At 70.6% G+C, this 22,376-nt stretch carries 28 protein-coding genes; 21 read left to right on the plus strand and 7 right to left on the minus strand.

The genetic code is table 11. The features are described from left to right. Nucleotides 1-136: 136 nt before the first annotated feature. Entirely contained in the window at nt 137-1,378 is a 1,242-nt protein-coding gene (locus tag GF068_RS23265; protein WP_153821621.1) for a response regulator, read from the minus strand. A 203-nt stretch (nt 1,379-1,581) separates the two neighbouring features. On the opposite strand from GF068_RS23265, the gene GF068_RS23270 reads away from it, so the two are divergent. From GF068_RS23270 to GF068_RS23290, 5 genes are all read left to right on the plus strand, one after another. Beyond that, nucleotides 1,582-1,815, plus strand: a complete 234-nt coding sequence (locus tag GF068_RS23270) for a TIGR04563 family protein (RefSeq protein WP_153821622.1) — start codon at nt 1,582-1,584, stop codon at nt 1,813-1,815. Next, nucleotides 1,812-2,720, plus strand: a complete 909-nt coding sequence (locus GF068_RS23275) for an alpha/beta fold hydrolase (protein ID WP_240807227.1) — start codon at nt 1,812-1,814, stop codon at nt 2,718-2,720. Before GF068_RS23270 ends, GF068_RS23275 begins: the two co-directional genes overlap by 4 nt. Beyond that, nucleotides 2,717-3,757 carry a hypothetical protein gene (locus GF068_RS23280; RefSeq protein ID WP_153821623.1) on the plus strand — a complete coding sequence of 347 codons (1,041 nt, stop codon included), beginning with the start codon at nt 2,717-2,719 and terminating at the stop codon, nt 3,755-3,757. Before GF068_RS23275 ends, GF068_RS23280 begins: the two co-directional genes overlap by 4 nt. A gap of 65 nt (nt 3,758-3,822) precedes the next feature. Next, nucleotides 3,823-4,533 (plus strand): histidine kinase dimerization/phospho-acceptor domain-containing protein, encoded by a 711-nt coding sequence (locus tag GF068_RS23285; protein ID WP_153821624.1) that lies wholly within the window; start codon nt 3,823-3,825, stop codon nt 4,531-4,533. Between the two features lie 11 nt (nt 4,534-4,544). Further along, nucleotides 4,545-4,931: a YbjN domain-containing protein gene (locus GF068_RS23290; RefSeq protein ID WP_153821625.1), complete on the plus strand. Its 387-nt coding sequence runs from the start codon at nt 4,545-4,547 to the stop codon at nt 4,929-4,931. A 7-nt stretch (nt 4,932-4,938) separates the two neighbouring features. Here the strand turns inward: GF068_RS23290 and GF068_RS23295 are convergent, their stop codons facing one another. After that, on the minus strand, nt 4,939-6,174 hold the full coding sequence (locus GF068_RS23295) for a formylglycine-generating enzyme family protein (RefSeq protein WP_153821626.1): 1,236 nt from the start codon (nt 6,172-6,174) through the stop codon (nt 4,939-4,941). Nucleotides 6,175-6,247: 73 nt separating this feature from the next. Here GF068_RS23295 and GF068_RS23300 point away from each other — a divergent pair, with 73 nt between their 5' ends. The 5 genes from GF068_RS23300 to GF068_RS23320 all read left to right on the plus strand — a co-directional run bounded on the left by GF068_RS23300 (nt 6,248) and on the right by GF068_RS23320 (nt 9,316). Next, complete coding sequence (locus GF068_RS23300; RefSeq protein WP_153821831.1) at nt 6,248-7,204, plus strand: prepilin peptidase; 957 nt, start codon at nt 6,248-6,250, stop codon at nt 7,202-7,204. Further along, nucleotides 7,189-7,545 carry a hypothetical protein gene (locus GF068_RS23305; protein WP_153821627.1) on the plus strand — a complete coding sequence of 119 codons (357 nt, stop codon included), beginning with the start codon at nt 7,189-7,191 and terminating at the stop codon, nt 7,543-7,545. The genes GF068_RS23300 and GF068_RS23305 overlap by 16 nt, the downstream gene beginning before the upstream one ends. A 94-nt stretch (nt 7,546-7,639) precedes the next feature. Continuing rightward, entirely contained in the window at nt 7,640-8,245 is a 606-nt protein-coding gene (locus GF068_RS23310) for a hypothetical protein (protein ID WP_153821628.1), read from the plus strand. Further along, nucleotides 8,239-8,601, plus strand: a complete 363-nt coding sequence (locus GF068_RS23315; protein ID WP_153821629.1) for a hypothetical protein — start codon at nt 8,239-8,241, stop codon at nt 8,599-8,601. Before GF068_RS23310 ends, GF068_RS23315 begins: the two co-directional genes overlap by 7 nt. Nucleotides 8,602-8,617: 16 nt before the next feature. Beyond that, entirely contained in the window at nt 8,618-9,316 is a 699-nt protein-coding gene (locus tag GF068_RS23320; RefSeq protein WP_153821630.1) for a hypothetical protein, read from the plus strand. 1 nt (nt 9,317) lies between these two features. Here the strand turns inward: GF068_RS23320 and GF068_RS23325 are convergent, their stop codons facing one another. After that, a complete protein-coding gene (locus tag GF068_RS23325) occupies nt 9,318-9,881 on the minus strand; it encodes a phage holin family protein (RefSeq protein ID WP_153821631.1) in 564 nt (187 codons plus the stop codon). A gap of 12 nt (nt 9,882-9,893) precedes the next feature. Beyond that, complete coding sequence (locus GF068_RS23330; RefSeq protein WP_153821632.1) at nt 9,894-10,166, minus strand: hypothetical protein; 273 nt, start codon at nt 10,164-10,166, stop codon at nt 9,894-9,896. Nucleotides 10,167-10,301: 135 nt separating this feature from the next. Here GF068_RS23330 and GF068_RS23335 point away from each other — a divergent pair, with 135 nt between their 5' ends. The 3 genes from GF068_RS23335 to GF068_RS23345 are packed head-to-tail and all read left to right on the plus strand — an operon-like array spanning nt 10,302 to nt 13,266. Next, nucleotides 10,302-11,702, plus strand: coding sequence for a phosphomannomutase/phosphoglucomutase (locus GF068_RS23335; RefSeq protein WP_153821633.1), 1,401 nt, complete (start codon nt 10,302-10,304; stop codon nt 11,700-11,702). Next, nucleotides 11,699-12,595: a peptide chain release factor N(5)-glutamine methyltransferase gene (gene prmC, locus GF068_RS23340; RefSeq protein ID WP_338046528.1), complete on the plus strand. Its 897-nt coding sequence runs from the start codon at nt 11,699-11,701 to the stop codon at nt 12,593-12,595. Before GF068_RS23335 ends, prmC begins: the two co-directional genes overlap by 4 nt. After that, on the plus strand, nt 12,592-13,266 hold the full coding sequence (locus GF068_RS23345; RefSeq protein ID WP_170319629.1) for a DUF4272 domain-containing protein: 675 nt from the start codon (nt 12,592-12,594) through the stop codon (nt 13,264-13,266). The genes prmC and GF068_RS23345 overlap by 4 nt, the downstream gene beginning before the upstream one ends. Nucleotide 13,267: 1 nt before the next feature. On the opposite strand, the gene GF068_RS23350 is transcribed toward GF068_RS23345, so the two are convergent. Next, the gene (locus tag GF068_RS23350) at nt 13,268-14,035 is read right to left on the minus strand and encodes a hypothetical protein (RefSeq protein WP_153821635.1); all 768 of its coding nucleotides are present in this window, start codon (nt 14,033-14,035) and stop codon (nt 13,268-13,270) included. A gap of 30 nt (nt 14,036-14,065) precedes the next feature. Between GF068_RS23350 and GF068_RS23355 the strand changes: the two genes are divergently transcribed. Further along, nucleotides 14,066-16,420, plus strand: a complete 2,355-nt coding sequence (locus tag GF068_RS23355) for a radical SAM protein (RefSeq protein ID WP_153821636.1) — start codon at nt 14,066-14,068, stop codon at nt 16,418-16,420. Here the strand turns inward: GF068_RS23355 and GF068_RS23360 are convergent. Beyond that, entirely contained in the window at nt 16,353-17,237 is an 885-nt protein-coding gene (locus GF068_RS23360; RefSeq protein WP_206079525.1) for a ZIP family metal transporter, read from the minus strand. The genes GF068_RS23355 and GF068_RS23360 overlap by 68 nt on opposite strands. 114 nt (nt 17,238-17,351) lie before the next feature. On the opposite strand from GF068_RS23360, the gene GF068_RS23365 reads away from it, so the two are divergent. The 6 genes from GF068_RS23365 (at nt 17,352) to GF068_RS23390 (ending at nt 20,434) form a co-directional block, all read left to right on the plus strand. Further along, the gene (locus tag GF068_RS23365) at nt 17,352-17,708 is read left to right on the plus strand and encodes a hypothetical protein (RefSeq protein ID WP_153821637.1); all 357 of its coding nucleotides are present in this window, start codon (nt 17,352-17,354) and stop codon (nt 17,706-17,708) included. Next, entirely contained in the window at nt 17,696-18,061 is a 366-nt protein-coding gene (locus GF068_RS23370; RefSeq protein WP_153821638.1) for a hypothetical protein, read from the plus strand. Before GF068_RS23365 ends, GF068_RS23370 begins: the two co-directional genes overlap by 13 nt. A gap of 70 nt (nt 18,062-18,131) precedes the next feature. Beyond that, a complete protein-coding gene (locus GF068_RS23375) occupies nt 18,132-18,533 on the plus strand; it encodes an encapsulin-associated ferritin-like protein (RefSeq protein WP_153821639.1) in 402 nt (133 codons plus the stop codon). 3 nt (nt 18,534-18,536) lie between these two features. Then, nucleotides 18,537-19,346: a family 1 encapsulin nanocompartment shell protein gene (locus GF068_RS23380; protein ID WP_153821640.1), complete on the plus strand. Its 810-nt coding sequence runs from the start codon at nt 18,537-18,539 to the stop codon at nt 19,344-19,346. A gap of 80 nt (nt 19,347-19,426) precedes the next feature. After that, complete coding sequence (locus GF068_RS23385; protein ID WP_153821641.1) at nt 19,427-19,756, plus strand: hypothetical protein; 330 nt, start codon at nt 19,427-19,429, stop codon at nt 19,754-19,756. A 21-nt stretch (nt 19,757-19,777) separates the two neighbouring features. Then, entirely contained in the window at nt 19,778-20,434 is a 657-nt protein-coding gene (locus GF068_RS23390) for a hypothetical protein (RefSeq protein ID WP_153821642.1), read from the plus strand. 7 nt (nt 20,435-20,441) lie between these two features. On the opposite strand, the gene lpxC is transcribed toward GF068_RS23390, so the two are convergent. Continuing rightward, on the minus strand, nt 20,442-21,275 hold the full coding sequence (gene lpxC, locus GF068_RS23395) for a UDP-3-O-acyl-N-acetylglucosamine deacetylase (protein WP_153821643.1): 834 nt from the start codon (nt 21,273-21,275) through the stop codon (nt 20,442-20,444). A 145-nt stretch (nt 21,276-21,420) separates the two neighbouring features. Between lpxC and GF068_RS23400 the strand changes: the two genes are divergently transcribed. Beyond that, on the plus strand, nt 21,421-22,371 hold the full coding sequence (locus GF068_RS23400) for a diacylglycerol/lipid kinase family protein (protein ID WP_153821644.1): 951 nt from the start codon (nt 21,421-21,423) through the stop codon (nt 22,369-22,371). Nucleotides 22,372-22,376: the final 5 nt, after the last annotated feature.

Below are 22,376 nucleotides of genomic sequence, written 5' to 3' on the forward strand. Positions count from 1 at the left end.
TGCGAACGACCCCGCCCTTGCGGGACACGACTCCGCCCTCGGCGCGAGCGACTCCGCCCTCGGCGCGAACGACCCCGCCCTTGTTGCGAACGACCCCGCCCTTGTTGCGAACGACCCCGCCCTCGCGGAACCTCGCCTAGCTCCCGCGCCTCGACGACTTGATCACCTGCTCGACCTCGAGCCCCCGCAGCGTGCCTCGCATGGCCGCCTTCTCGGCGGAGACGTCGGGCTTCGAGGGCCGCGGCTGCTGCGACGGCACGGGTGTCGCCCGCTCGTCGAAGCTCGTCAGCGTGCTCGTCAGGTCCGCGGGCGCCGGCGCGACCTTGCCGCTCGTCGTGTTCCCCACGCGGATCCCCGCCGCCGTGTCCCCGAGCTTGAGCCCCGCCACCGAATCGGAGAGCCGCGCCCCCGCGATCGTGCTCGCGAGCCGCAGGCCCGCCGCCGTGTCGCGCAAGAACCTCCGCCCCGCCGCCGTGTCTTCGAGCCGCAGGCCCGACGACGTCTCGCCGAACCGCAGGCTCGCCGCCGCGCGTAGCCCCGCGATCGACTCCGTCAGCTTCAGGCTCGACGCCGTGTCGCTGAAGAGCCGATGGCTCGTCACGATCTCCTGCGCCAGCCGCTCGCTCGGCTCGGTCTCGTGGAACGCCGCGATCAGGAGCGCCCCGAGCGTCTGCGCCCCCGGCGGCGCCGGCGCGGCTTCCCGCGCCACGAAGCCGAACTGTGTACCCGACCACACGAGCGCCGCCTTGAGGGCTTCCAGCGCGGAGATGCTCTGCCCGTCCAGCGTGCCCGAGGTGATCACGCCGGAGCTGATGTACATGGAAAGCCGGCTCGGGCTCGTGGTGCTCGAGAACCTGAGCTCGCCGCTCCTTTGTTCGAGCTCGAGGGCGCCGAGCACGCTGGCGATCGACATCTTCGTGGGGTCACCGAGCACGGCGAAGGCCTCGCCGTCGCTCGCGGGGGGCAGGATCGACTGGCCTCGCTCGAGCTCGCGGATGCGCTCGCCCATGGCGATCATGGCGTTCACCTGGGCGACGAGCTCGGCGGGGTCGATGGGGGCGGAGAGCACGACGTCGGCGCCGCTCCCGAGCACGGTGAGGCGCGTGCCTTCATCGTCCGACGTGGTCAGGACGACGAGCGGCGTGTAGGCGACGCGGGTGTCGTGGCCCCGGATCACGGAGGCGAGCTCCAGCGCGTCGGCGTCGGGCAGGTCGAGCGAGGCCACGATCACGTGGGGCTCGAGGACGCAGGCGACGTTGAACCCGGCCCTCGCCGTGGCCACCGAGACGACGTCGTACGTATCGGACGGCAGCCCCTCGACGAGGGCCCGGTAAGCGGAGAGATCCGCGTCCACGACGAGCACGAAGTCGCCCGACATGGAGCGAACCTACCATGCCGCCTGACGAGAACGGAGAGGGGCGTGCCGGGACGGACGCGGGTTCGGCGGAAGGTAAGATTTCAGCGAATTCGCTGTGAGGAGGAGCACGCATGCGACGTGAGCGTGGGTCCTGCGGAGCTTCCTCGTGCATCCCGCGTGCGCTAAGGTATTCCCTTGTAGCTAGCTCACGCCTTCGGGGAGCCATGAACGACAAAGACACGCTGGCGAAGAACAACGGGGCGGCGAAGACCGACAAGCGCAAGCAAAGCCTGTATTTCCCCGAGGACATGCTCCAGGAGATCAAGGAAGAAGCGGCGCGGCTCGATCGGTCCTTGTCGTGGGTGGTCCAGCGCGCGTGGAAGCTCGCCCGCCTCGAGATCAAGAAACTCCCGAGCGTGAACGAGGTCGGGGAAGGCGAAGAGGATCTGGGCGATTGACGACGAGCAGTTTTCCCCCTCCTTCGAGCGGGAGCGCGCCACAGACGGCCTCGTTCGCCATGGCCCCGGACACGACGCGCCTCTTCGTGCGGCGCAGGCGGGGCCCCTCGGATCTCACGGTCCTGCTCACCGACGGGATCGCCTGCGACGGCTTCATCTGGAAGTACCTGTGGGACGACCTCTCCAGCGCCTCCAGCGTCGCCCACTGGAACTACCGCGGCCACGGCCGTAGCAGCCTGCCCGCCGATCCCAGGCGGATCGAGCTCGCCGACCACGCGAACGACCTCGACGCGGTCCGCCGCGCCGTCGGCGACCCCGAGGTCGTGCTCGTGGGCCACTCGATGGGCTGCCAGGTCTCGCTCGAGGCCTACCGCACGAGGCCCGAGAAGGTGCGCGCGCTCGTCCTGATCTGCGGCGCGCCGGGGCGGATCACCCACACCTTCAAGGGCACCGACGTGCTCGCGCAGATGCTGCCGAAGCTCATCGAGCGCGTCGACGCCCACCCCGAGATCGTGCGCGCGCTCTGGGCCCGGGTGCCCGCCGAGATGGCCCTGCGCCTCGCCATGATGACGGGCGAGATCGATCGCTCGATCCGCCCCGACGACGTGATGCCGTACCTCAAGCACATGGTCGACATCGACGTGCCCATGTTCCTGCGCATGCTCCGGTCCGCCGGCGAGCACTCGGCCGCGGACCTCCTGCCGAAGGTCGAGGTGCCCGCGCTCGTGATCGCGGGGGATCGCGACACCTTCACGCCGCCCCGTTACGCCGAGGAGATGGCCGCCGCGTTGCCGCACGGCGAGCTGCTCATGGTGAACGGCGGCTCGCACGCCGTGCCGATCGAGCGGCCCGATCTCGTGCGCGACCGGATCCAGCGGTTCTTGCGCGAGCGCGTGCTGGGATGAGCCGCAAGGAGGGCGCGCTCTCGCGGATCGCCGCGGCGGCGCTCGTCCTCGGGGCCTGTTCACGGGAGCGGCCGACGGAGGCCGATCCGCCGCCCCGCGCGCAGCCCGCGCTCTCCGCCGCGCCGGTCGCGAGCGCCGCGCCCGCGTCCCCGCCCGCCTCGGCCGCAGATCCCCTGCGGCGTGAGCTCCTGCGGGCGCCGATCACCTCGGCCTCGATCGTCGGCTGGCACCGGCCGGGGCTGTTTCGCGTCACGATCGAGCGGCGAGACCCGCCGGGCTCCGCGCCTGCGCTGCTCTTCCTGTCCCTCGCCGAGAACCCCGTCGTGTGGCGGCGGAGCCTCGCGTTCGAGCGGCTCGCGTGGGCGCTCGGCGCGCGTGTCGTGCCCGCCGCCGTGCTCCGGCGCATCGGCACGGGCGAGCTAGGCGCCCTCTTCGCCGGGCAGAAGGACCTGCGCGACTACCTCGCGCGACACGCCGTCGTGCAGAACGACGGCACCGTCGACGCCTTGATGTTCGCCCCCGGGCGGGGCGAGGGCGCCGAGGCGTGGCGCGTCCCCGCGGGGCGCGACGTGACGCTCGAGCACTCCCTCGAAGCCGAGACGTGGGCCCGCTGGGCCGCCTCGCCCGAGCCGCTCCTCGGCGAGAACAGCGCGCTGCTCGCCGACTACGTCGAGACGCTCGTCCTCGACTACCTCAGCGGCAACGTGCTCCGTCGCGGCCTGCACCTCGACCCCGCCGGCAGCGCGATTCACCTCACCGACAACCGATCGGCGTTCCCCGCGAAGGTCGAGCCGCGCGCGCTCGACGTCCTGCTCGCGCGCCTCCGCCCCGTGGCGCGTTTCCCGCGTGGCCTGGAGAGGGCGCTCCTCGCGCTCGATCGGGAAAGGGCGCGGGCGCTGTTCGTGTCGGGCCCGTTCGAGACCTGGCTCCTCCCGCCGCGCACGCTCGTGGACCTCGACGAGCGCCGGAAGAGCCTGCTCACGCTGATCGCGGCCCGTATCGCTGAACGTGGGGACGCCGCGGTCCTCTGTTTGTAGGTTTCTTCCGGAGATCGGTCTCGTTTCCGTGCCTGGACTGCCGCTTCGCGGTATCCTGGCCGACGATGTCCGACGTGGGCGGCGATGCTTCGCTCGAAGAGTTGATGGCCGTGATGGCGCACGACCTCAACAACCCCATCGCCGCGCTGATCACGAACCTGAGCTTCCTCGAGAGCGCGCTCGCGCCGGGGACGAGCGCGGAGGCGGCCGAGGCGCTCTCCGACGCGCAGATGCTCTGCGACGTGCTGCGCCGCCTCGCGAGCAACCTCGACCTCGTGGCGCGGCGGGGCGGGCCGCAGGGGGCGGTCACGGGGTTCGACGTCGCCCAGCTCGGGCGGGAGGCGATCGGGCGGCTCGACAAGCAGGCCGCGGCGGCGGAGGTCGAGCTCGCGCTGGATCCGTCGCTCCAGCCGGGTCGGGTGCTCGTGCGCTGTGATCGTTCGCTCTGCGGGCGGGCGATCGAGAATTTGATCGCGTTCGGGATCGAGCGCGCGGCGCCGAAGTCGAGCGTCACGCTGTCGGCGACGCGCGCGGGCGACGAGGTGCGGGTCGAGGTCCGCTACCGGGCGCGATCCCACATCGTGGTCGAGCCGCCGCCCCCGGGCGCGCCGGCGGCGCAGCGGCGGCGGTACATCCAGGCGACGTATGGCCGGGGGCTCTCGCTCTACTGCGTCCGCATCGCGGCGACCCTGATCGGCAGCCGGCTCGACATCACGCACGAGGACGATGGCCGGGCCCGGCTCTGTCTCGTCGCCAACCGCCCGGAAGAACGCTAGGCTGCCCGGCGATGGACGTCGAGACGGTCCGCGGTTGGCTCGAGAGGCTCGATTACGAGGTCAAGGACGAAGGCCCGAAGACGCTGCGTGTCTTCCCGCGTCGGCCCGGCGCCGAGGCGCTCCCCCCGTACTTCATCCAGTGCAGCGAGCACTGGCTCATGCTCTCGCTGCTGCCCGTGCTCTCCTCGCGCATCCAGCCCTCGCCGGAGCTGCCGCGCCGGCTGCTGCTCCTGAACCGCGACATGCGCATCGCGAAGTTCGCGCAGGGCAGCGGGGGCGAGGTGGTGCTCTGCGCGGAGCTGCCGACCGAGTCGCTCGACTTCCCCGAGTTCGCCGACGCGACCGAGCGGCTGGTGAAGTATTTCCACCACTATCACGATTACCTGGCGTCGCCTTGAGGCGGCCTCACTTCTGCGTGATCACCACGCGCCCGTCGTCGCGGTAGGTCACGTTCCCCGACTCGCCCCGACAATCCCAGCACGTCGCCCAGGACAGGCGTTTGCGGACGTAACCATTGAAGCCGAGGGCGATCGGGCCCTTCTCGTCTTTCAGGACGAGCGTCGAGGCGATGCGGTATCGATCCCCTGGCAATCGATAAAAGGCCACGACGAACGAGTCTTTGCCGGCCCGGCCCGCGAGCACCACGATCTGCTCGCCCGGCACCGGGTTCCAGAGCAGCGGCGAGGTCGTGAGCACGGTGTTCGGCGGCGGCCCGCCCGCGTCGCCCCGGGCGAGCACCACGTTCACGTCGTCCGGCTCCTTGAAATACGTGATCTCCCGGTCGAGCGAGGAGAACGCCGGCACCGAGGCGAACATCTCGGCGAGGTCCTTCACCGGCAGCTCCACGCGCTTGTAGGTCTGCTCCCATTGCGGCGACGGGATCACGCTCGCGTTCGGGGCGCCGCGGCAGCAACGAAAGCCGAGGTCCTCCGCGCTCGCGCCCGGGTCGATCGCGGTCCTGTGCGCGCACCTGTGATCCGGCCCGGAGGCGCTGCCCCGCGCCCCGCGCACGGCCGCCGCGCGTGGCTGCATGTCCTCGATCGGCAGGACCTCGCTCGCCGTCCATTCGCGGTACGCCGCGCCCATGCCGAGCACGCCGAAGCCCGACGCGCAGGAGGCCGGCTCCTTCGCGCATTTCGTGTCCCACGAGGCCCGGCCCGCGTAGTCCGTGCCCTCGGGCCCTTTGCAGGCCCGCTCCCATTCGAGCTCGGTGCAGAGACGCCCGCCGGTCTGCTCGCAGAGCTCGGCCGCCTTGGCGCGCGACACGCCCGTCAGCGGCGGTTTTTGCGGGTCGTTCGGGTAAAGATACCGGTCGATCGTGTAGTCGCCGAGCTTCACCTCGAGCTCGGCGGCCTCGAGCACCGGGTCGCGGCCCTTGTCGCCCGGGGTCGAGCCTGCGACGAACGTGCCGCCGGGGATCTCCACCCGCTCGCTCTTCGCGGCCTCGGTCTTCGTGGCGCCGGCGTCCGGGTCCTTCTCGTTCTCGGCCGCCTCGAGCACCTTGCCCTTCGGCGAGAGCACGACGGCCGGCCCGCCGTCCGTGTTGCCCGCGCCGGAGCTGCCTCCGCCCGAGGTGCAGCCCAGGGGCGCCACGAGGGCGGCGAGCAGCGAGAGGGCGGTCGCATTTCCCTGGAATTTCATGCGTGGACGGCGGTTTATGCCAGACCCGGCGTGCTGCGGCAAAGCCTCGCGTTATGCTGCGGCTCCCTTGCTGATGCTCGGCGACGTGCCCCTCCCGGTCCTCTACGGCTTCGCGCTGATCTTCGGCCTGCTCTGGGGCAGCTTCCTGAACGTCGTGATTTACCGCGTTCCGCGCGGGAAAAGCGTCGTCCGCCCCGCCTCGTGTTGCCCCGCCTGCGAGACGCCGATCCGCCCCTGGGACAACATCCCGGTCCTCGGCTGGCTCTTGCTGCGTGGCAAGGCGCGTTGCTGCGGCGTGGCCGTCTCGCCGCGGTATCCGCTCGTCGAGGCGATCGGCGGCGTGCTCTCGGTGGCGATCGTGCACGTGCTCATCGCGCCGCTCGACCCGACCACCTCGCTCGCGCGCGCGGGGGCGATCTACGTCGCCGACCTCGCGCTCGTGCTCGGCCTCGTGGCCGCGGCGTTCATCGACCTCGAGCACATGATCCTGCCCGACGAGATCACGCTCGGCGGCGCGGTGCTCGGCTTCGCGACGGCCTCGTTTCGTGACCTCTCGTTCGTCGACTCGCTGATCGGCGCGGCCGTGGGGTTCGGCGTGGTGTGGCTGCCGTTCATCGTGATCTACCCGCGCCTGCGGGGCGGGGCGGGCATGGGGCTCGGCGACGCGAAGCTCCTGTTGCTCGCGGGCGCCTGGTTCGGCTGGGGCGGGGCGCTCGTGGTGCTCTGCGCGGGCGCGGTGCAGGGCACGCTCGCGGCGATCGGTCTGCTCGTGGTGCGGGGCAAGATCGAGGAGCCGGAGGCGGTGCGGCTCGAGCGTGAGGAGATCCGGAAGGAGCTCGAGGCGATGACGCCGGAGGAGCGCGCGGAGGCGGAGAAGGAGCTCGCCGACGACCCGCTCGCGGAGGAGGCGGGGGAGGGGTTCGGGCAGGCGCGCCTGGCGTTTGGCCCGTTCCTGGTGCTCGCCACGCTGGAGTACCTCTTTTTCGGCCGCTGGGCCGTCGAGGCGTTTTTCGGATGGGCCGGGGGCTGAGCCTCCTCGTCTGCGCGTGGCTCCTCGGCTGCGGCGGCTCGCCGGTCCCGCTGCCCGAGATCGGCCCGCACGTGCGGGAGGCGCCGGTGATCGTGCCGTACCCGCCGCCGGCGGCCCGCGTGGAGATCGTCCCGCCGCGGCCGGGCGACAAAGAGGTCTGGATCGACGGGGAGTGGACCTGGGAGCGTCGGCGCTGGCTCTGGCGGCGCGGGCGCTGGGAGGTGCCGCCGCCGAACAGCTACTGGGCGCCGCCGGTGACGGTGCGGCGGTCGGACGGGTCGCTCGGGCACTTCTCGGGCGGGTGGCGGACGAAAGGCGGCGACCCGGCCCCGGGAGGTTGACGTCGAGACGCTGGAGTTCCTGATTATTATGTCATAGACGTAAACTTTTGTGCGTCCAAGGCAAGTTACGCTCATCGGTCATGGCTGGCGCCTCGTGCCTCGTCTTCCCTTCGAGCTGGGGCGCCTGGCCTCGGGGGACGTGGTGATCGTCCACCACCGCGCCTCGAGCCCGGCCGAGCTGCGGATCGGGAGGAAGGGCGATCGGATGCAGATCACCCTCGGCGTCGGCACCACGAGCCCGGAGGAGGTGCTCCTCGATTTTTACGTCGATCAGCCGCTCGAGGCGCCTGGATGGTTGCTCGGCTGCGACGCGGGGTACCGGATGCCGTGGCCGGCGGGGACACGTGTTTGGTCCACCAAGGATCACGTGAGCTGGCCGGTGGAGCTCACCCTCGCCGGCGGACAACCCGACGAGAAGCTCTACGTGCAGGGCCCGTTCGCGCGCGCGGATGCGCCGGCGCTCGGCACCCTCATGGGGGCGGGTTCGGAGCTCGTGGGCCGCGTGGAGCTCAGGGGCGCGCGCGGGGTGATCGAGGCGATCGAGATCCGTTCCGTGCACGAAGGCGCCGAGTGGCGGCAGTGGCGGTACCTCGTGCCGCTGGGCGACGCGCTCGTGGCGCTGGTGACCGCGCAAGCGAGCAGCGCGGGCTACCACGGCATGCTGGCGCTGGGGAAGACGATCGCGGCGGGGGTTTGCTGAAGGTCGTCCTCATCGGCTGCGCGACCTGCGCTATCTTCCGCGCCGTGAACCGGAAGGCCTCTCCGACGAACCTGCACGCGCGCCTCTTCGTGCTGCCGCTCCTCCTGCTCGTCCTCACCGCCTGCAAGGGCAGCGTCGAGTGCACGACCGAGATCACCGCCGGCACCGGCACGTTCAAGGGCTCCGCGCGTGGCCAGGGCGATGAGAAGGGGCCCGTCATGAAGGCCGCGCTCCGCGACGCCTGCCAGAAGATGTGCGTCGACACGAAGGCCCCCGTGATCGACGCCTGCGTCACGCGCTGCACCGTCGACGTCGGCGCGGCGAAGATTGGCGCGCGCACCTCGTGCAACGACTGATCGATAGAGACCTCCCATGATGCTCGCCTGGTCCTTCTCCGCGCGCACCACCGAAGACATCGAGCGCCTCCTGCGGGCCCTCGGCAAACACCGCTACGTCCGCGAGGTCGATCACCGCATCCACTGGACCGTCGATCGCGCCCTCGCCGATCTGCCCGCCTTCGCCCCGCACGCCAGGGCCTTCGCCGCGCGTCGCGAGCGCGAGAGGGGCCTCGAGATCGCTTCCCGCGATCCCTCCTTGTGGCGACCGGCCACCGCCGACGAAGTCTGCGCCGTGTTCCGCGCCTTCTGGACCCCGGGCGAGGACGCCGAGCGTTACAAACAAGCCCTGCGCGAGGCTCTCGCCGAGACGAGCCTACCCCCGCAGACCCACGAGCCCTTCGAGGCCTCCGCGGACGAACCCCCGCACCCCGAGCTCATCCTGCTCGACTGGGAGCTCTTGCCCGTCGACGAGCTCGACGCCGATCGGCACCGCGGCGCGCTCGAGGCCATGGAAGAAGCGGGCGAGGAGGTCGACGCCTCCGCGCCCGTTTTCCAGGAAGGCCCGATCCTCGCCGCGCCGGAGCTGCTCGATGGCGCCCCGGGCGGCGAGCTGCGCGAGGACTTCTTCGTCTGGTCCGACGGGCCCTACAGCTACTCGGACTACGTGTTCCGCGGCGCCGCGAAGGCCGCAAAACTCGCCGAGCCGCCGGTCGGGTACAACGACCTCGACTAGCCTACGGCCCCACCATCGGCCGCGATCGACCCGGCTCGCCCGGGAGCGTCGCGCCCGCACGTTCCTCCAGGCGCACGCCCTCGTCGACCGGCACCTCCGTCTCGCTCATCGTCTCGCTCGCGCTCGCCCGCCCCGAGCGCATCGCGCGCACCGCGCCGAAGAAGGCGACCACGAAGAGCACACCCGCGAGGATCGCGAGCCTGCCCGCGACCGAGGGGATGATCGCGCCGAGCCCGATCATCACCGCGATGATCAACAACACGCCCGCCGCGGCGCCGCAGGCGAACGCGATGACGCCCCACACCACGCGCGGCACCATCTCGCCCACGGCCCGCTGCGCTTCGAGCTTGCCGAGCGCGATGCCGTCACGCACGAGCTCCGACGCCACGTCGATCGTGTCGCGCGCGACGGCCGCGATCGCCTCTCCGGTCGACATCCCCTCGCCGGCCGGCCGCCGCGCGCTCGGCGGCAGCGCGCGCTCCCGGACCTCGGGAGGTGGCGTGCGCATCGACGTGCCACGCACGAGCGCGTGCCCGTTTCCGTTCGATGGTCGATCCTGGTTCATCGCTCGCTCCCTTCACAACGAGCGCCACTGGAGGCGCCGACGTCGGCGCACCACGGCCGACACGATCCCGAGGAGCAAGAGCCCTCCGATCGTGGCCGCTGCGCGCACGATGTTCTTGCGCATCGAGCCGGCGCTCGATTTCAGCATCGACGAGACACGGCTGAGATCCGCGACGAGGCGCTCCTTCGCCAGCTCGAGCCGGTGCTCGAGCGCTCGTCGTTGTTGATCCACGGGCACCATGGTCGTGCCCGACGCCCTCAGATCCTGGTCGCTGAGACGGTTCACGCCCGGGCGTTCGTGCAAGCCGCGTTCCCCGTTGGTGCGGCGCTCGTGCGCAGCGAGCGAGCACGGCCGCGTGACAACTTTGGGGTTTCGTTCCCTCGCCCGACGTGCCAAATCCGCGGGCGAGTAGGCATCCTCATGAAGATCCCGCGCCACATCTTCCGCGAGTACGACATCCGCGGCGTCGCCGATCGTGACCTCTCCGACGACCTCGCCCGCGAGCTCGGTCGTGCCTTCGCGTTCGTGCTCCGTCGCGAGGTCTCGTCGCCCCGCGTCGCCGTGGCGCGTGACGGACGCCTCTCGAGCGAGCGCCTCTTCGCCGCGCTCACCGAGGGCCTGCTCGCGGGCGGCGCCGACGTGGTCTTCGTCGGCGTGGGCCCGACGCCGATGCTCTACTTCGCCGGACATCACCTCGAGACACACGGCGCGGTGATGATCACCGCGAGCCACAACCCCGCGCCCGACAACGGCTTCAAGATGATGCGCGGCAAGGGCTCGTTTTACGGCAAGGACATCCAGGCCCTCGCCGATCTCATCGAGCAAGGCGCTGCCCGCGCGGAGCCGCCGCCGGCGCGCGGAAAACGCACGGAGACCCGCGTCGAGGACGCGTACATCGCGTCCGTGCGCCAATCGAGCCGCCTCGCCCGCACCGACGTTCGTTTCGTCATCGACGCGGGCAACGGCGCGGCTGGCCCGCTCGGCGTCGCGACCCTCGGCGCCCTCGGCCTCTCGCCCGAGGCGCTTTATTGCGACATCGACGGCACCTTCCCGAACCACCACCCCGACCCGACGGTCCCCGAGAACCTCGCCGCGCTTCGCGAGCGCGTGCTCGCCACGGGCGCCACGCTCGGCGTCGCGTGGGACGGCGACGGCGACCGGATCGGCGCGATCGACGAGACGGGCGAGGTGGTCTGGGGGGACAAACTGCTCCTGCTCTACGCCCGCGCCCTTCTCCGCGAGCACCCCGGCGCCACGATCCTCGGCGAGGTGAAGTGCTCCGAGACGCTCTACGCCGACATCGAGAAACACGGCGGACGCCCGCTCGTGTGGAAGACGGGGCACTCGCTCATCAAGGCGAAGATGAAGGAAGAACGCGCGCTGCTCGCGGGTGAGATGAGCGGGCACATGTTCTTCGCGGACCGCTGGCCGGGCTTCGACGACGCGATCTACGCCACGGTGCGCCTCGTGGAGATCGTCGCGGCCGAGGGCAAGACCTTGCGCGAGCTGCTCGCCGACGTGCCCGAGACCTTCGCCACCCCCGAGATCCGCGTCGATTGCCCCGACGCGATCAAGTTCGCCGTGGTCGCCCGCGTGGTCGAGCACTACCGCGCCGAGCGGCCCGTGCTCGACATCGACGGCGGGCGCTTCGATTTCGGCGAGGGCGCGTGGGGCCTCTGCCGCGCGTCGAACACGCAGCCCGTGCTCGTCTTGCGCTTCGAGGCGAGGACGCCCGAGCGGCGCGACGAGATCCGGCGCGAGGTCGAGGGCGTGGTCGCCGCGGCGATCGGCCGCGCGGCCAAGGCGGGCGAAGAGACGTGACGGCGACGCGTGGCGAGGCGGCGGGCGAGACGTGGACGATCCGCCGCGTGCTCGCGTGGGCGGTCGACGACCTCAAGAAGCGCGGGTTCCCGTCGGCGCGCCTCGATGCCGAGCTCTTGCTCTGCCACGTCCTCGGCATCGACCGCATCAAGCTCATCGTCGACGCCGAGCGCCCCCTCGCCAGGCCCGAGCTCACCCGGTACCGCGAGCTCTTCGTGCGTCGCAGGAGCGGCGAGCCGATCGCGTATCTGCTCGGCGTGCGCGAGTTCTATGGCAGGCCGTTCCGCGTCGACAAGCGCGTGCTCGTCCCGCGCCCCGACACCGAGACCCTCGTCGAGGTCGCGCTCGAGCGCACGCGCCACCTCGACCTCTCGGCCCGCGTGCTCGACCTCTGCACGGGCTCGGGTTGTGTCGCGATCTCGCTCGCGCGTGAGCGTCCGACGACGTGCGTGCTCGGCCTCGACCTCTCGCCCGACGCGGCCGAGGTCGCGCGGGAGAACGTGGTGCGCCTCGGGGCCACGAACTGCGCGATCGGCGTCTCGGATCTCTTCGCCGCGCTCGAAGGTCGTGACGTCGCCTTCGACCTGGTCACGGCGAACCCGCCGTACATCCCGGACGCGGAGATCGACACGCTCATGGTGGACGTGCGTGGCTTCGAGCCGCGGCTCGCGCTCGCGGGGGGCGCGGACGGGCTCGACCTCCTCCGCCGCATCGCCGCGGAGGCCCCGCGTTTCCTCGCCCCGGGCGGCGTGCTCGCCGTCGAGGTGATGGCCGGCCAGGCGCCCGACGTCTCTGCCCTCTTCGCCGAGCGGGGTTTTTCCGAAATCGAGACCCGAAGAGACCTCGGCGGGCACGAGCGGGTCGTATCGGCCGTATGGCGAGGCAAATCATGAGGGCGCCGGGGGGACGCGCGCCGGGGCCTGCGCCCGTGGATGCCGAGGCGCTGCGTATGATCCGCCAGCGCTCGCTTTTCATGGCGCGGCGGCTCGGGTATCCGGCCGACGTGAGCTTGCCGCTGCTCACGGACCGCGGGGTTTTACGGGACAAGGACGAGGTCGTCGACCGGATGCTCGCGCTCGACGCGGTGATCGCGTGCGCCTCCGGCATGCCGCCCGAGGTCGCCTTCGACTGGGTGAACGAGATCGGCGTGACGGGCGCGCTCTCGCCCTCGGAGGCGCGTGTGCTCGAGGGGCGCGCGGAGGACGTGCCCGCGGGCCTGCTCGACCGCATGGAGGCGCTCTGGGCGCTCGGCTGGGCGACCTCGCTCTTTCGCGCCCTCGATTACGCGCGTATCTGTGGCCCCGAGCTCGCCATGATCTTCGGCGAGCTCGACGACGCCCGCGACGTCCGCGCCTTGCGCAAGCGCAGCCGATTGCGCCGCCACGACGAGGTCCTCTCCGCCTGCGACCTCGCCCGTTGCCTGCACCGCGGGCTCGAGGTCGCGGCCCGCAAGCGCATGAGCTTGCCGGGGAAGATCCAGCCGCACGTCATCCTGGAGCGACGAAAAGCGCTGGAGTGGCTGCTGGGCGAGGAAGAATGGGACGAGGTGTTCGTCCGCGGTTAGCTCATTTGTGCCGCGGATACAGCGCCGTCCGCCAGCCGAGCACGAAGGCCCCGCCGCGGATCGAATTGCCGTACATGTAATCGTACGAGAGATACGGCCCCATCCCGAGCTTCTTCCCGAAACGGAGCCCCTCGTAAAACACGCCGAGCCCGAGGGCCGAGGTCAAACCTCCGTCGACGAGCAGCGTGTCCTGGTCGTCGGGCGGCGTCACGATCGCCGTCCCCACGCCCGTCTCGACCATGAGCCCGAGGTCCCGGAGCGGGCCGCCGAGCGTGTAGAGCGGGAAGACCTCCGTGTGAAACCCGACCATCCCGCTGAACATCACGGTCTCGCCCGCGTCGATCCCGAGCGACCCGAACGTCAGGCCAAACGTCAAGAAATCCCGTAGCGCCACGCCCATCCAGGCGCGCCCGCCGAAGCCCGCGCCCACGCCCGTGTCCGTGTAGTACCGCGCGAGGCCGATCTTCGTCGGATCGTTCGGGAAACCCGACACGCTCCCGAGCGACGCGCCGAGCGCGATCCCGAACGTGAAGCTGCTCCGCCGCTCGGGCTTCACCTCGCGCATCGTCGGGTCGTTCTCGTCCTCGAGGCCACTCGTGCCGAGCGTGCGGACGCCGGCCTGCTCTTTGTTCGCCTCGGCCTGGGCGTCCGTCGTGCTGCGGCCGCCGCGTGGACCTTGCTGCGCGCTCGCGGGCTCGGCCCACGCGAGCGGCGCGAGCAGGGCGATGGACAACGCAGCCACTTTTTTCGGGGAAACAACCTTCGCCATGCGGAGCCCTTCCCTTATACGATACGGCCGATGTCCCGCATCGCGATCGTCTTCCCTCCGATCCGCGTCTCGCGCGACTTCATCGACTACCCGTACTTCGCCGACCTCGGCGCCCTCCAGGCGGCCGCCGTCCTGCGCGAGGCCGGGTTCGAGGTCGACCTCGTCGACGCCCTCGCGATGGAGGGCGCGACGCTCACGAGCCGCGAGGACGACCCGGGGTACGTGCTCCTCGGCGCGCCGCTCGGCCGGGTCCTCGCGCGTGTCTCCGACGAGACGGACGTCGTGCTCGTCGCGTACACGCCCTTCCATCGGCCGCCTTCGCGCGACGAACTGCTCGCGAAGCTCCTCGCTGATCTCGCCGCGCATCGTCCTGATCGTCCCCTTGTCTTGGCAGACCTCTACCAGAGCGGCCAGCACGTCGTCGACGTCCCCTCGCACGAGATCCTCGCCGCCTACCCCGAGGTCTCCGTTTTGATCCGCTACGAGGCGGAGGGCGTGCTCGCGCGCGTGCTCGAAGACCTCGTCCGGCGAGGCCCGCCGAAGGAGCCCTTCGCCCTCGTCCCCGAGGAGCCGCCGCGCCTCGACGATCTGCCCTTGCCCGCGTGGGACCTCGTCGATCTGCCCGCCTACTTCGCCTTCCACGAGGCCACGATCCGCGGCCTCGGCCGGCCCCACTGGGCCTTCCCGATCGGCGGCAAGAGCGCGCCCGTCCTGACGAGCCGCGGTTGCCCCTACCGCTGCGTCCACTGCTCCAGTAACCCCACGGCCCGCAAGGACGGCGAGCTCGTCCGGCCGAAGACCCAGCGCCGCTACGCGCCCGCCTACCTCGACCGCCTCCTCGGTGATCTCGCCGCGCGTGGCGTGCGTCGCGTGCACCTGCTCGACGAGCTCGTCAACGTGAACGAGCGGCACTTCGACGCCGTGCTCGACCTGCTCGAGAAGCACGATCTCGGCTTCGAGATCCCCAACGGCGTCCGCGCCGACTACGTCCTTGCGCGTCACGTCGAGGCCATGAAGGGCCGCATGACCACGCTGAGCGTGAGCGCCGAGAGCGGCGTGCAGAGGGTCGTCGACGAGGTCGTGGACAAGCAGCTCGACCTCTCGGCCATCCAGGCCGCGGCCCGGCTCGCGCAGCAGGCGGAGCTGCCGATGCTCGTGCACTTCATGATCGGCCTGCCCGGCGAGACGAAGCGCGACATCAACGGCACGCTCGCCTTCGCGCTCGACCTCTTCGAGCAGACGGGCGCCTTCCCGAGCGTGCAGTTCGCGACGCCGCTGCCCGGCACGCGCCTCGGCGCCGAGGCCAAAAAGAAGGGCCGCGCGTTGCCCGTGGTGAGCGACTGGGGCCCGCGCTTCCAGCAGGTGCCCACGATCGCGACCGACGCCTTCACCGAGGAGGACCTGCGCCGCTTCAAGTGGACGTTCGACGAGCGCATCCGGGCCTCCGAGGGGCCGAAGAAGGTGATCATGAACGTCACCTACAAGTGCAACAACCGCTGCACCTTCTGCGCGACCGGCACGCGCTCGCAGTTCGACGGCGACCTCGATCGGCAACGCGAGCTGCTCGTGAAGTACCGCAAGCTCGGCGTCACGCTGCTCGACTTCGACGGCGGCGAGCCCACGCTCAACCCGAACCTCGTCCGCCTCGTCCAGTTCGCGCGCCGCATCGGCTACGAGCGCGTCAACGTCACCACGAACGCGCGCATGTCGAGCTACGAGGCGTACGCGAGAGAGCTCGTCCACTCCGGCGTCACCTCGATCCTCACGAGCATCCACGGCCCCGACGCGCAGACCCACGCGCAGAACGTGGGCGTCGCCGAGGCCTTCGATCAGACCGTCGCGGGCGTGAAGAACTTCGTCCGCCTCGCCCCGCCGGGCGTCGAGCTCGGCGCGAACATCACGCTCACGAAGTCGAACCACAAGAAGCTCTTCGACGTCGCCGCGCTCGTCTTCGACCTCGGCCTGCGCTGGTTCAACATCCAGTTCCTCACGCCCTTCGGGCGCGCCACGAGCTCGGTCTGCCCCGACACGGCCGCCGCCGCCGCGGAGACGAAACGGACCATCGACGCGTTCCGCGATCGCATGAAGATCCAGGTCATCAACCTGCCCTTCTGCTTCATGCCCGGCTACGAGGACTTCCTCCTCGGCGACATGCTCAAGCTCGAGCGGCACATGCTCTTCGTGAACAACGAGGAGGTGAACCTCTTCGAGTACCTGCGCGAGCGGCGCGTGAAGAAGCCCGTCTGCGAGGCGTGCCCGCACGAGGTCTTCTGCGGCGGCTTCTACGAGCTCGAGGACGTCCCCGAGCCGACGTGGCTCATCCGGCCCGAGGATCTCGTCCGTCCGATCGCAGCGGATGTTCCGCGACCGTTCGCGCGCCACTGACGAGGCCCTTCACCACCACCGCCGCGACGAGGAGCACGACGCCGAGCACCCGCACGGGCCAGCCGAGGTGCAGCACCCACCCGTCGGGCTCGAGGCTCACGAGCGCGATCGACAGACCCACGAGGCCCGCCACGATCTCCGTCACGCGGCTGCGCGTGTTCTCGTCGCCCACCTTCGGCGCGTGCGTGAGCGCGTGCAGCAGGAGCCCCGCCACCGACGCCACGAGCCACGGCCGGACCGCCGCGAGCCGCTCCTCGCCCACGAGGTCGAGCGACACCGCGCCGCACGCCGTCGCGACCACACACCCGACGAGCGCGAGCGCCGCGACGACCCGCTTCTTCGGCCCCTCGACGTGCTCGAGCGCCTGGATCGCCACCACCATCGCGAGCGGCACCGTGTGCCCCGCGATCGCGAGGACGAGCGTCGGCTGAAGCTCCGCTGCGCGCGCGAGCGAAGCGACGGCCGTGCCCTCGCCGGCCTGGTGCAAGAGCACCGCCAGGTACCCCACGAGCAGCGCCGGCCCGTCCGTGTGTGCGTGCCCGTGCCCGTGTGCGTGCGCGTGCGCGTGGCGCGGCGCCACGAGCCGCTCGATCAGGAAAGGCACGAGGAAGCCCGCCACGGCCGCGCCGAGCGCGAGCCATCCGGCGTCGGCGATCGCCTCGGGCAGGAGGTGCAAGAGCGCGATCGCGGCCGAGCCGACCATCGCGAACGTCCCGAGCCCCGGCATGACGCGTTGCCCGTGGTCACGCCAGATCGCGGCGAGGCCGCCGAGGAGGACGGCGAGCGCGAGGACGGCGAGCCCGGCGGCGAGAGACACGCGGCGCGTCGTAGCATGAATTCGGGCGGGTCCGGTCGAGAGCCTTGCTCCTCGTGGTGTGTCCTGGTCACCTGTAACGTCGCGCCCGTTCGTTGGAGGCGCGCAGGAGGGCGGATGGACTCGGCAGAACGTGGTTTTTTGTCATTGCTCGGCGTGATGAGCACGGGCGTGTACGTGCTCGTGGCCATCGCCGTGCTCGTGCTGGGGCTCGCCCTCGTGCGGCCCGTGAACCAGACGGCGGGCTTGATCTTCGCGGGCGCGGGCGGCGTGCGGCTCTTCGGCCTCGGGCTCGATATCCTCCTCGACGCGATGACGGTGAAGGCCGACTACGACTCGATGATGATCTGGAACGCCCTCGGCACCGTGATCTGGCTCGGGACGGGCACGGTGTTTTACGGCGGGGTCGCGTTCGCCTCGTACAAGCTCGCCGAGGCGCGGCAGCAGAAGGGCGGTGGGGCATGGGCGGGATGAGCGGGCTCGGCGCAGGGTTGCTCAGCTTCGCGTCCACGGGCATCACGATCCTCTTCGGGGTCGCCTTCGTCGTGGTGGGTCTCGGCACGGTGCGGCGCGCGCATGGGGGCGCGGGTTTGGCCCTCGCGGGCGCGGGTGCGCTCACGGCCTTCGCCTCCCTCGTGCGGATGGTCCTGAGCTTCGCCCTGAGCTACTTCGGCTTCGGGACGTTGTTCACGCTCTTGCAGGTCCTCACGATGGGCATGCACGTCCTCGCGGCCGTGCTCGTGCCGGTGTCGATCTTCCTGCTCGTGAATGCGGTCAAGCAGGGAGCCGGGCAAGCGCAGCCCGGCGCGCCGCGTATGCACTACTGACCGGCCCGCCTGCGCGCCCTTCGCCCTCGACGCTCCGCGACCTCGCGCGCGGGTTCTTCATCCCAGGGGTATGGGCAGCGAGACCTATCACGAGCCATACGACGTCCTGTCCCCTGGCGCCCGGGAGATGCACCGGGCGATCTGGTCTTTGATCGAAGAGCTCGAGGCCATCGATTGGTATGCGCAACGCGCCGAGGTCACGACCGACCCGGAGCTCGAGGCCGTCCTCCTGCACAACCGCGAGGAGGAGATCGAGCACGCCATGATGAACCTCGAATGGATTCGCCGGAAAGACGCGTTATTCGACGAAAAAATCCGCACGTATTTGTTGAAGACCGCGCCCATCACCGAGATCGAGGAGCGCTCGGAAGGAGGGGAGGGCGGGGGCGAAGACGAAAAGGCGGCGGCGCCCGCGAGGCCTCAACTGGGCTCGGGTCGTGGGCTCGGCATCGGCAGCTTGAAGGGGAGGTGAGCCATGGCCATGGATCTGCTTCGCCGCAATCTCGCTCCGATCCTGCCCGAGGCGTTCGAGCTCATCGACGCCGAGGCGCGGCGCGTCCTCGAATTGAGCCTCGCGGCGCGCAAGCTCGTCGATTTTCGCGGCCCGTTCGGCTGGGGATATGCCGCGCGGAACACGGGCCGGCTCCGGCCGCTCGGCGAGGGCCCCGTCCCCGGCGTGACCATCGGGCAACGCACGTCCCAGCCGCTGCTCGAGCTCCGGACGCCCATCGTGCTCGACCTCCCCGATCTCGACGCCGTCGCGCGCGGGGCGGCGGACGTCGACCTCTCGGCCGTGGTGCAGGCGGCCGAGCGGATCGCGCGTGTCGAGGACGGCGCCATCTTCCACGGTTATGCCGAGGGCGACATCCCCGGCATCGTGCAGAAGAGCCCGCACCCGCCCGTGCGTGTCCCGTCCGTCACGGCGTTCCCCGCGGCGGTCGTGCAGGCGAAGGAGGTCCTGCGATCGGCCGGGGTGACGGGCCCGTACGTGCTCGTGGCTGGCTCGCGTGAATACGACGAGCTCGCGGCGGGCTCGGACGACGGGTATCCGATCTTGAAGCGCATCGAGCGACAGATCATCGATCACCCGGTCGTCTGGGCGCCCGCGCTCACCGGCGCGGTGCTGCTCTCCGTGCGCGGCGGCGATTTCGAGCTGACGGTGGGGCAGGACCTCTCGATCGGATACACGTATCACGAGAAAAACAAGGTCGAGCTCTTCCTCACGGAGTCGTTCACCTTCCGGGTGATCGAGCCGCAGGCCGCCGTGGTCTTGCGTCGCGGCTGATCTCGATCGGGCCCGCCCCTTCCGTTTCGCCCCACCCTCGTGTACGGTGCGCCGCCGCCCGCGCGGCAGGAACACCGACCATGGAAACACGCTCCCTGCGCGCCCTCCCCGCGCTCGTCCTCGCCTTCCCCTTGCTCGCCCTCGGCTGCTCGAAGGAAGCGAAGGCCAAGGCGGCGCTCGAGAAGTACGAGGCGGTGTTCCGGGTATGCAAGGAGGAGACGGAGAAGGCGAAGCAAGCGCCCGGCGAGCACCCCTGCTCGCTCATGGCGAGCGTCGCCGTCGATCTCGGCCTCGAAGAGTCGGGGCTCGAGGAGCCGAAGCGGGGCGAGCTGCTCGCCTCCTGGCTCGAAAAAAAGGGTTTTTCGACCCATTACGTGCCGCCCTCCCGGCGGCCCGCGGAGGAGCGCTGAGGCGCCACGGAGAGGTTTGTCATGACGGTTGAAGGGACGGACGATCCGCGGAGCGCGCTCGCGCTCGCCGCGAACGAGCTCGGGGCGGGGCAATTCGAGGACGCGCTCTCGCGGGTGAAGGCGCTCCAGCCGTCGTTATCGGCGACGCCCGACCTGCTCGCGCCTTCGCGGGCGCTCGAGGCGCGGGCGCTGGCGAGCCTCGGGCGCGGGGAGGAGGCGCTCTTGGTGCTCGATCGGGCGCAGAAGGACGCCGAGGCGGCGAACCTGCCCGAGCACGTCGAGGGCCTCGGGCGGCTGCGCGCCGGGCTCGCGCAGGCCTTCGAGATGGAGCGGCTCGCCTCGATGTCGGCGGACGACCTGGAGCGACAAGCCGAGGATCCGGTCCAGCGCGCGGTGCTCTTCTCGAACAAGATCGTGGCGGCGCTGTCCGTGGGCGACATCGAAGGCGCGCGCGCGCTCTTGCCGCGGGCCCGCATGGCCGCCGAGCTCGCCGAGGATCCGGCCGCGCTCCTGCCCGTGCTGCTCGCGACGACGCAGCTCTGCGTGGCCACGAACGACGTGAAGACGGCGCGGCGCGCGCTCGACGCGGCCCGCAAGGTCGCCGAGGCGAGCGAGCCGGACGCGATCCCGCTGATCGATGAAATGGCGGGTTATCTGCTGCGGGATCCCGACGCCTGACGCCCGGCTACCCGCCCTCCAAAAGCCGCCTCGCGAGCCGCACGTGCAAAGCGTGCCCCGCCTTGAACGCGAGGTAATGCGCCCGCGGCAGCGGATCGACGAGCGACAGATCCCCCACGAAATCGAGCAGCTTGTGGCGCGCGGGCTCCTCCGGGAAGCGCAGCGGGCCGTTCAGCCACCTCGTCTGATCACAAACGATCCCCACATCGAGGTTTGCCCCCGCGAGCAACCCGCGCGCCCGCATCATCTCCACGTCCGCGAGGGTGCCGAACGTCCGCGCCGGGGCGATGTCTCGCAAGAATCGCTCGGGTGAGGCGACGAAGGAGAACCATTGCTCGCCGATCGGCGCCGCGTCGAACGCGATTCCACAGGAAAAACGCAATTCGGGGGAGGGGACGGCCGCGACGAACCCGCCCTCCATCGAGGGGATCCAGATCGGCGCTTCGAGCGTCGTCTCGAGCCGCGGCGCGTAGGCCGCCGAGAGCCCCACCCGCGCGAGCGCCTCCGCCCACGGCAGGGCCGAGCCGTCGAGGATCGGCACCTCCGGCCCCGTGAGCTCGATTCGCGCGTCGTCCACGTCCATCATGGCGAGCGCCGCGAGCAAATGCTCCGGCGTCCTGATCTTCGTGTCTCCATTCGCGAGCGTGGTCGAGCGGGTCGTATCGGCGACGAACGTCGCGCGGGCCCGGATCACGGGCGCGTCCGGCAGATCCATCCGCACGAAGAAGCGGCCTTCGCCCGGCGCGACGGGCCGAATGCGCACCTCGGCGACCTCACCCGTATGCAGGCCTCGCCCCGCGATCACCACCTCGTCCGCCGGCGTTTTTCGTTTGTCGACCATTGTTCCTTCGTGACGCTCTCGTGTCGTTCGGGTCCTTCGTTCGTGGCGCGAGGCGCGAAAAACATTTCGCGGCGCGTCACGGAGTGGAGAACGAGGCCGGTTCGATCTTGTGGCGCGCGGTCATGTCGTGGCAAGGGTTGGATCGATGAAGCCGCTCCTCATCGTGAACCCTCGCTCGGCTGGCGGAAAGACCGGCGCGCTCTTCGAGAAGATGCGCGGCCCGATCGAGCGCCACCTCGGGCACGTGGACGTCGCGTTCACCGAGCGCGCGCGCCACGCGGTCGACATCGCGCGCGACGCGGCGGGCGAGGGGCGGGAGATGGTGGTCGCGGTCGGGGGCGACGGCTCGATCCACGAGGTCGTCTGCGGGCTCATGGAGGCGCGCGAGGCGGGCAAGAAGCCGCCGAAGCTCGGCATCATCGGCGCTGGCACGGGTGGCGACTACCGGCGCACGCTCGGCTTCGAGAACCGCCTCGACCGTTATTGCGAGGCCATCGCCGAGGGCAAGACGCGCGCGGTGGACATCGGCCGATTCTCGTACGCGACGCAAGCCGGGGAGCGGAAGAGCTCTTTTTTCGTGAACATCCTCTCCGTCGGCATGAGCGGCCTCGTCGACCAGCTCGTGGCCGAGTCGACGCGCACGCTCGGCGGCACGATGGCGTATTTCACGTCCTCGGTGAAAGGCCTCGCGCAGAGCGTCGTGGGCCGCGTCAAATGCACGATATGGCGGGAGGACAGCTCGCGCGAGGAGACGATCGAGACGCGCTGCCTCGCCATCTGCAACGGCCGCTTCTTCGGCAGCGGCATGCAGGTCGCGCCGATGGCCCACCCCGACGACGGGCTCTTCGACGTCGTGGACCTCGGCGCCGCCTCGAGGCTGCGTTTTTTCATGGTCTCCTCGCGCATGTACACCGGCACGCACGTGCACTCGCTCGACGTGAAGCACTACCGCTGCGAGCGCATCCAATTGGAACTTTTGAACCAGGATGTCGCGGATCGGTTCCTGCTCGACGTCGACGGCGAGCCGCTCGGCCGCTTGCCGCTCGAGGTCGAGATGGTGCCCGGCGCCATCGAGGTGCTCGTCCCCAAGCAATAATGCGG

It is taken from the genome of Polyangium spumosum, from assembly GCF_009649845.1.
In the GTDB taxonomy this organism is placed as follows: domain Bacteria; phylum Myxococcota_A; class Polyangia; order Polyangiales; family Polyangiaceae; genus Polyangium; species Polyangium spumosum.

Excerpts from the sequence above, each read along its gene's own strand:
- GF068_RS23265 (WP_153821621.1), bottom strand. The coding sequence starts at position 1,378 with ATGTCGGGCGACTTCGTGCTCGTCGTGGACGCGGATCTCTCCGCTTAC.
- GF068_RS23270 (WP_153821622.1), top strand. The coding sequence starts at position 1,582 with ATGAACGACAAAGACACGCTGGCGAAGAACAACGGGGCGGCGAAGACC.
- GF068_RS23280 (WP_153821623.1), top strand. The coding sequence starts at position 2,717 with ATGAGCCGCAAGGAGGGCGCGCTCTCGCGGATCGCCGCGGCGGCGCTC.
- GF068_RS23285 (WP_153821624.1), top strand. The coding sequence starts at position 3,823 with ATGTCCGACGTGGGCGGCGATGCTTCGCTCGAAGAGTTGATGGCCGTG.
- GF068_RS23290 (WP_153821625.1), top strand. The coding sequence starts at position 4,545 with ATGGACGTCGAGACGGTCCGCGGTTGGCTCGAGAGGCTCGATTACGAG.
- GF068_RS23295 (WP_153821626.1), bottom strand. The coding sequence starts at position 6,174 with ATGAAATTCCAGGGAAATGCGACCGCCCTCTCGCTGCTCGCCGCCCTC.
- GF068_RS23300 (WP_153821831.1), top strand. The coding sequence starts at position 6,248 with ATGCTCGGCGACGTGCCCCTCCCGGTCCTCTACGGCTTCGCGCTGATC.
- GF068_RS23305 (WP_153821627.1), top strand. The coding sequence starts at position 7,189 with ATGGGCCGGGGGCTGAGCCTCCTCGTCTGCGCGTGGCTCCTCGGCTGC.
- GF068_RS23320 (WP_153821630.1), top strand. The coding sequence starts at position 8,618 with ATGATGCTCGCCTGGTCCTTCTCCGCGCGCACCACCGAAGACATCGAG.
- GF068_RS23325 (WP_153821631.1), bottom strand. The coding sequence starts at position 9,881 with ATGAACCAGGATCGACCATCGAACGGAAACGGGCACGCGCTCGTGCGT.
- GF068_RS23335 (WP_153821633.1), top strand. The coding sequence starts at position 10,302 with ATGAAGATCCCGCGCCACATCTTCCGCGAGTACGACATCCGCGGCGTC.
- GF068_RS23345 (WP_170319629.1), top strand. The coding sequence starts at position 12,592 with ATGAGGGCGCCGGGGGGACGCGCGCCGGGGCCTGCGCCCGTGGATGCC.
- GF068_RS23350 (WP_153821635.1), bottom strand. The coding sequence starts at position 14,035 with ATGGCGAAGGTTGTTTCCCCGAAAAAAGTGGCTGCGTTGTCCATCGCC.
- GF068_RS23355 (WP_153821636.1), top strand. The coding sequence starts at position 14,066 with ATGTCCCGCATCGCGATCGTCTTCCCTCCGATCCGCGTCTCGCGCGAC.
- GF068_RS23365 (WP_153821637.1), top strand. The coding sequence starts at position 17,352 with ATGGACTCGGCAGAACGTGGTTTTTTGTCATTGCTCGGCGTGATGAGC.
- GF068_RS23370 (WP_153821638.1), top strand. The coding sequence starts at position 17,696 with ATGGGCGGGATGAGCGGGCTCGGCGCAGGGTTGCTCAGCTTCGCGTCC.
- GF068_RS23375 (WP_153821639.1), top strand. The coding sequence starts at position 18,132 with ATGGGCAGCGAGACCTATCACGAGCCATACGACGTCCTGTCCCCTGGC.
- GF068_RS23380 (WP_153821640.1), top strand. The coding sequence starts at position 18,537 with ATGGCCATGGATCTGCTTCGCCGCAATCTCGCTCCGATCCTGCCCGAG.
- GF068_RS23385 (WP_153821641.1), top strand. The coding sequence starts at position 19,427 with ATGGAAACACGCTCCCTGCGCGCCCTCCCCGCGCTCGTCCTCGCCTTC.
- GF068_RS23390 (WP_153821642.1), top strand. The coding sequence starts at position 19,778 with ATGACGGTTGAAGGGACGGACGATCCGCGGAGCGCGCTCGCGCTCGCC.
- lpxC (WP_153821643.1), bottom strand. The coding sequence starts at position 21,275 with ATGGTCGACAAACGAAAAACGCCGGCGGACGAGGTGGTGATCGCGGGG.
- GF068_RS23400 (WP_153821644.1), top strand. The coding sequence starts at position 21,421 with ATGAAGCCGCTCCTCATCGTGAACCCTCGCTCGGCTGGCGGAAAGACC.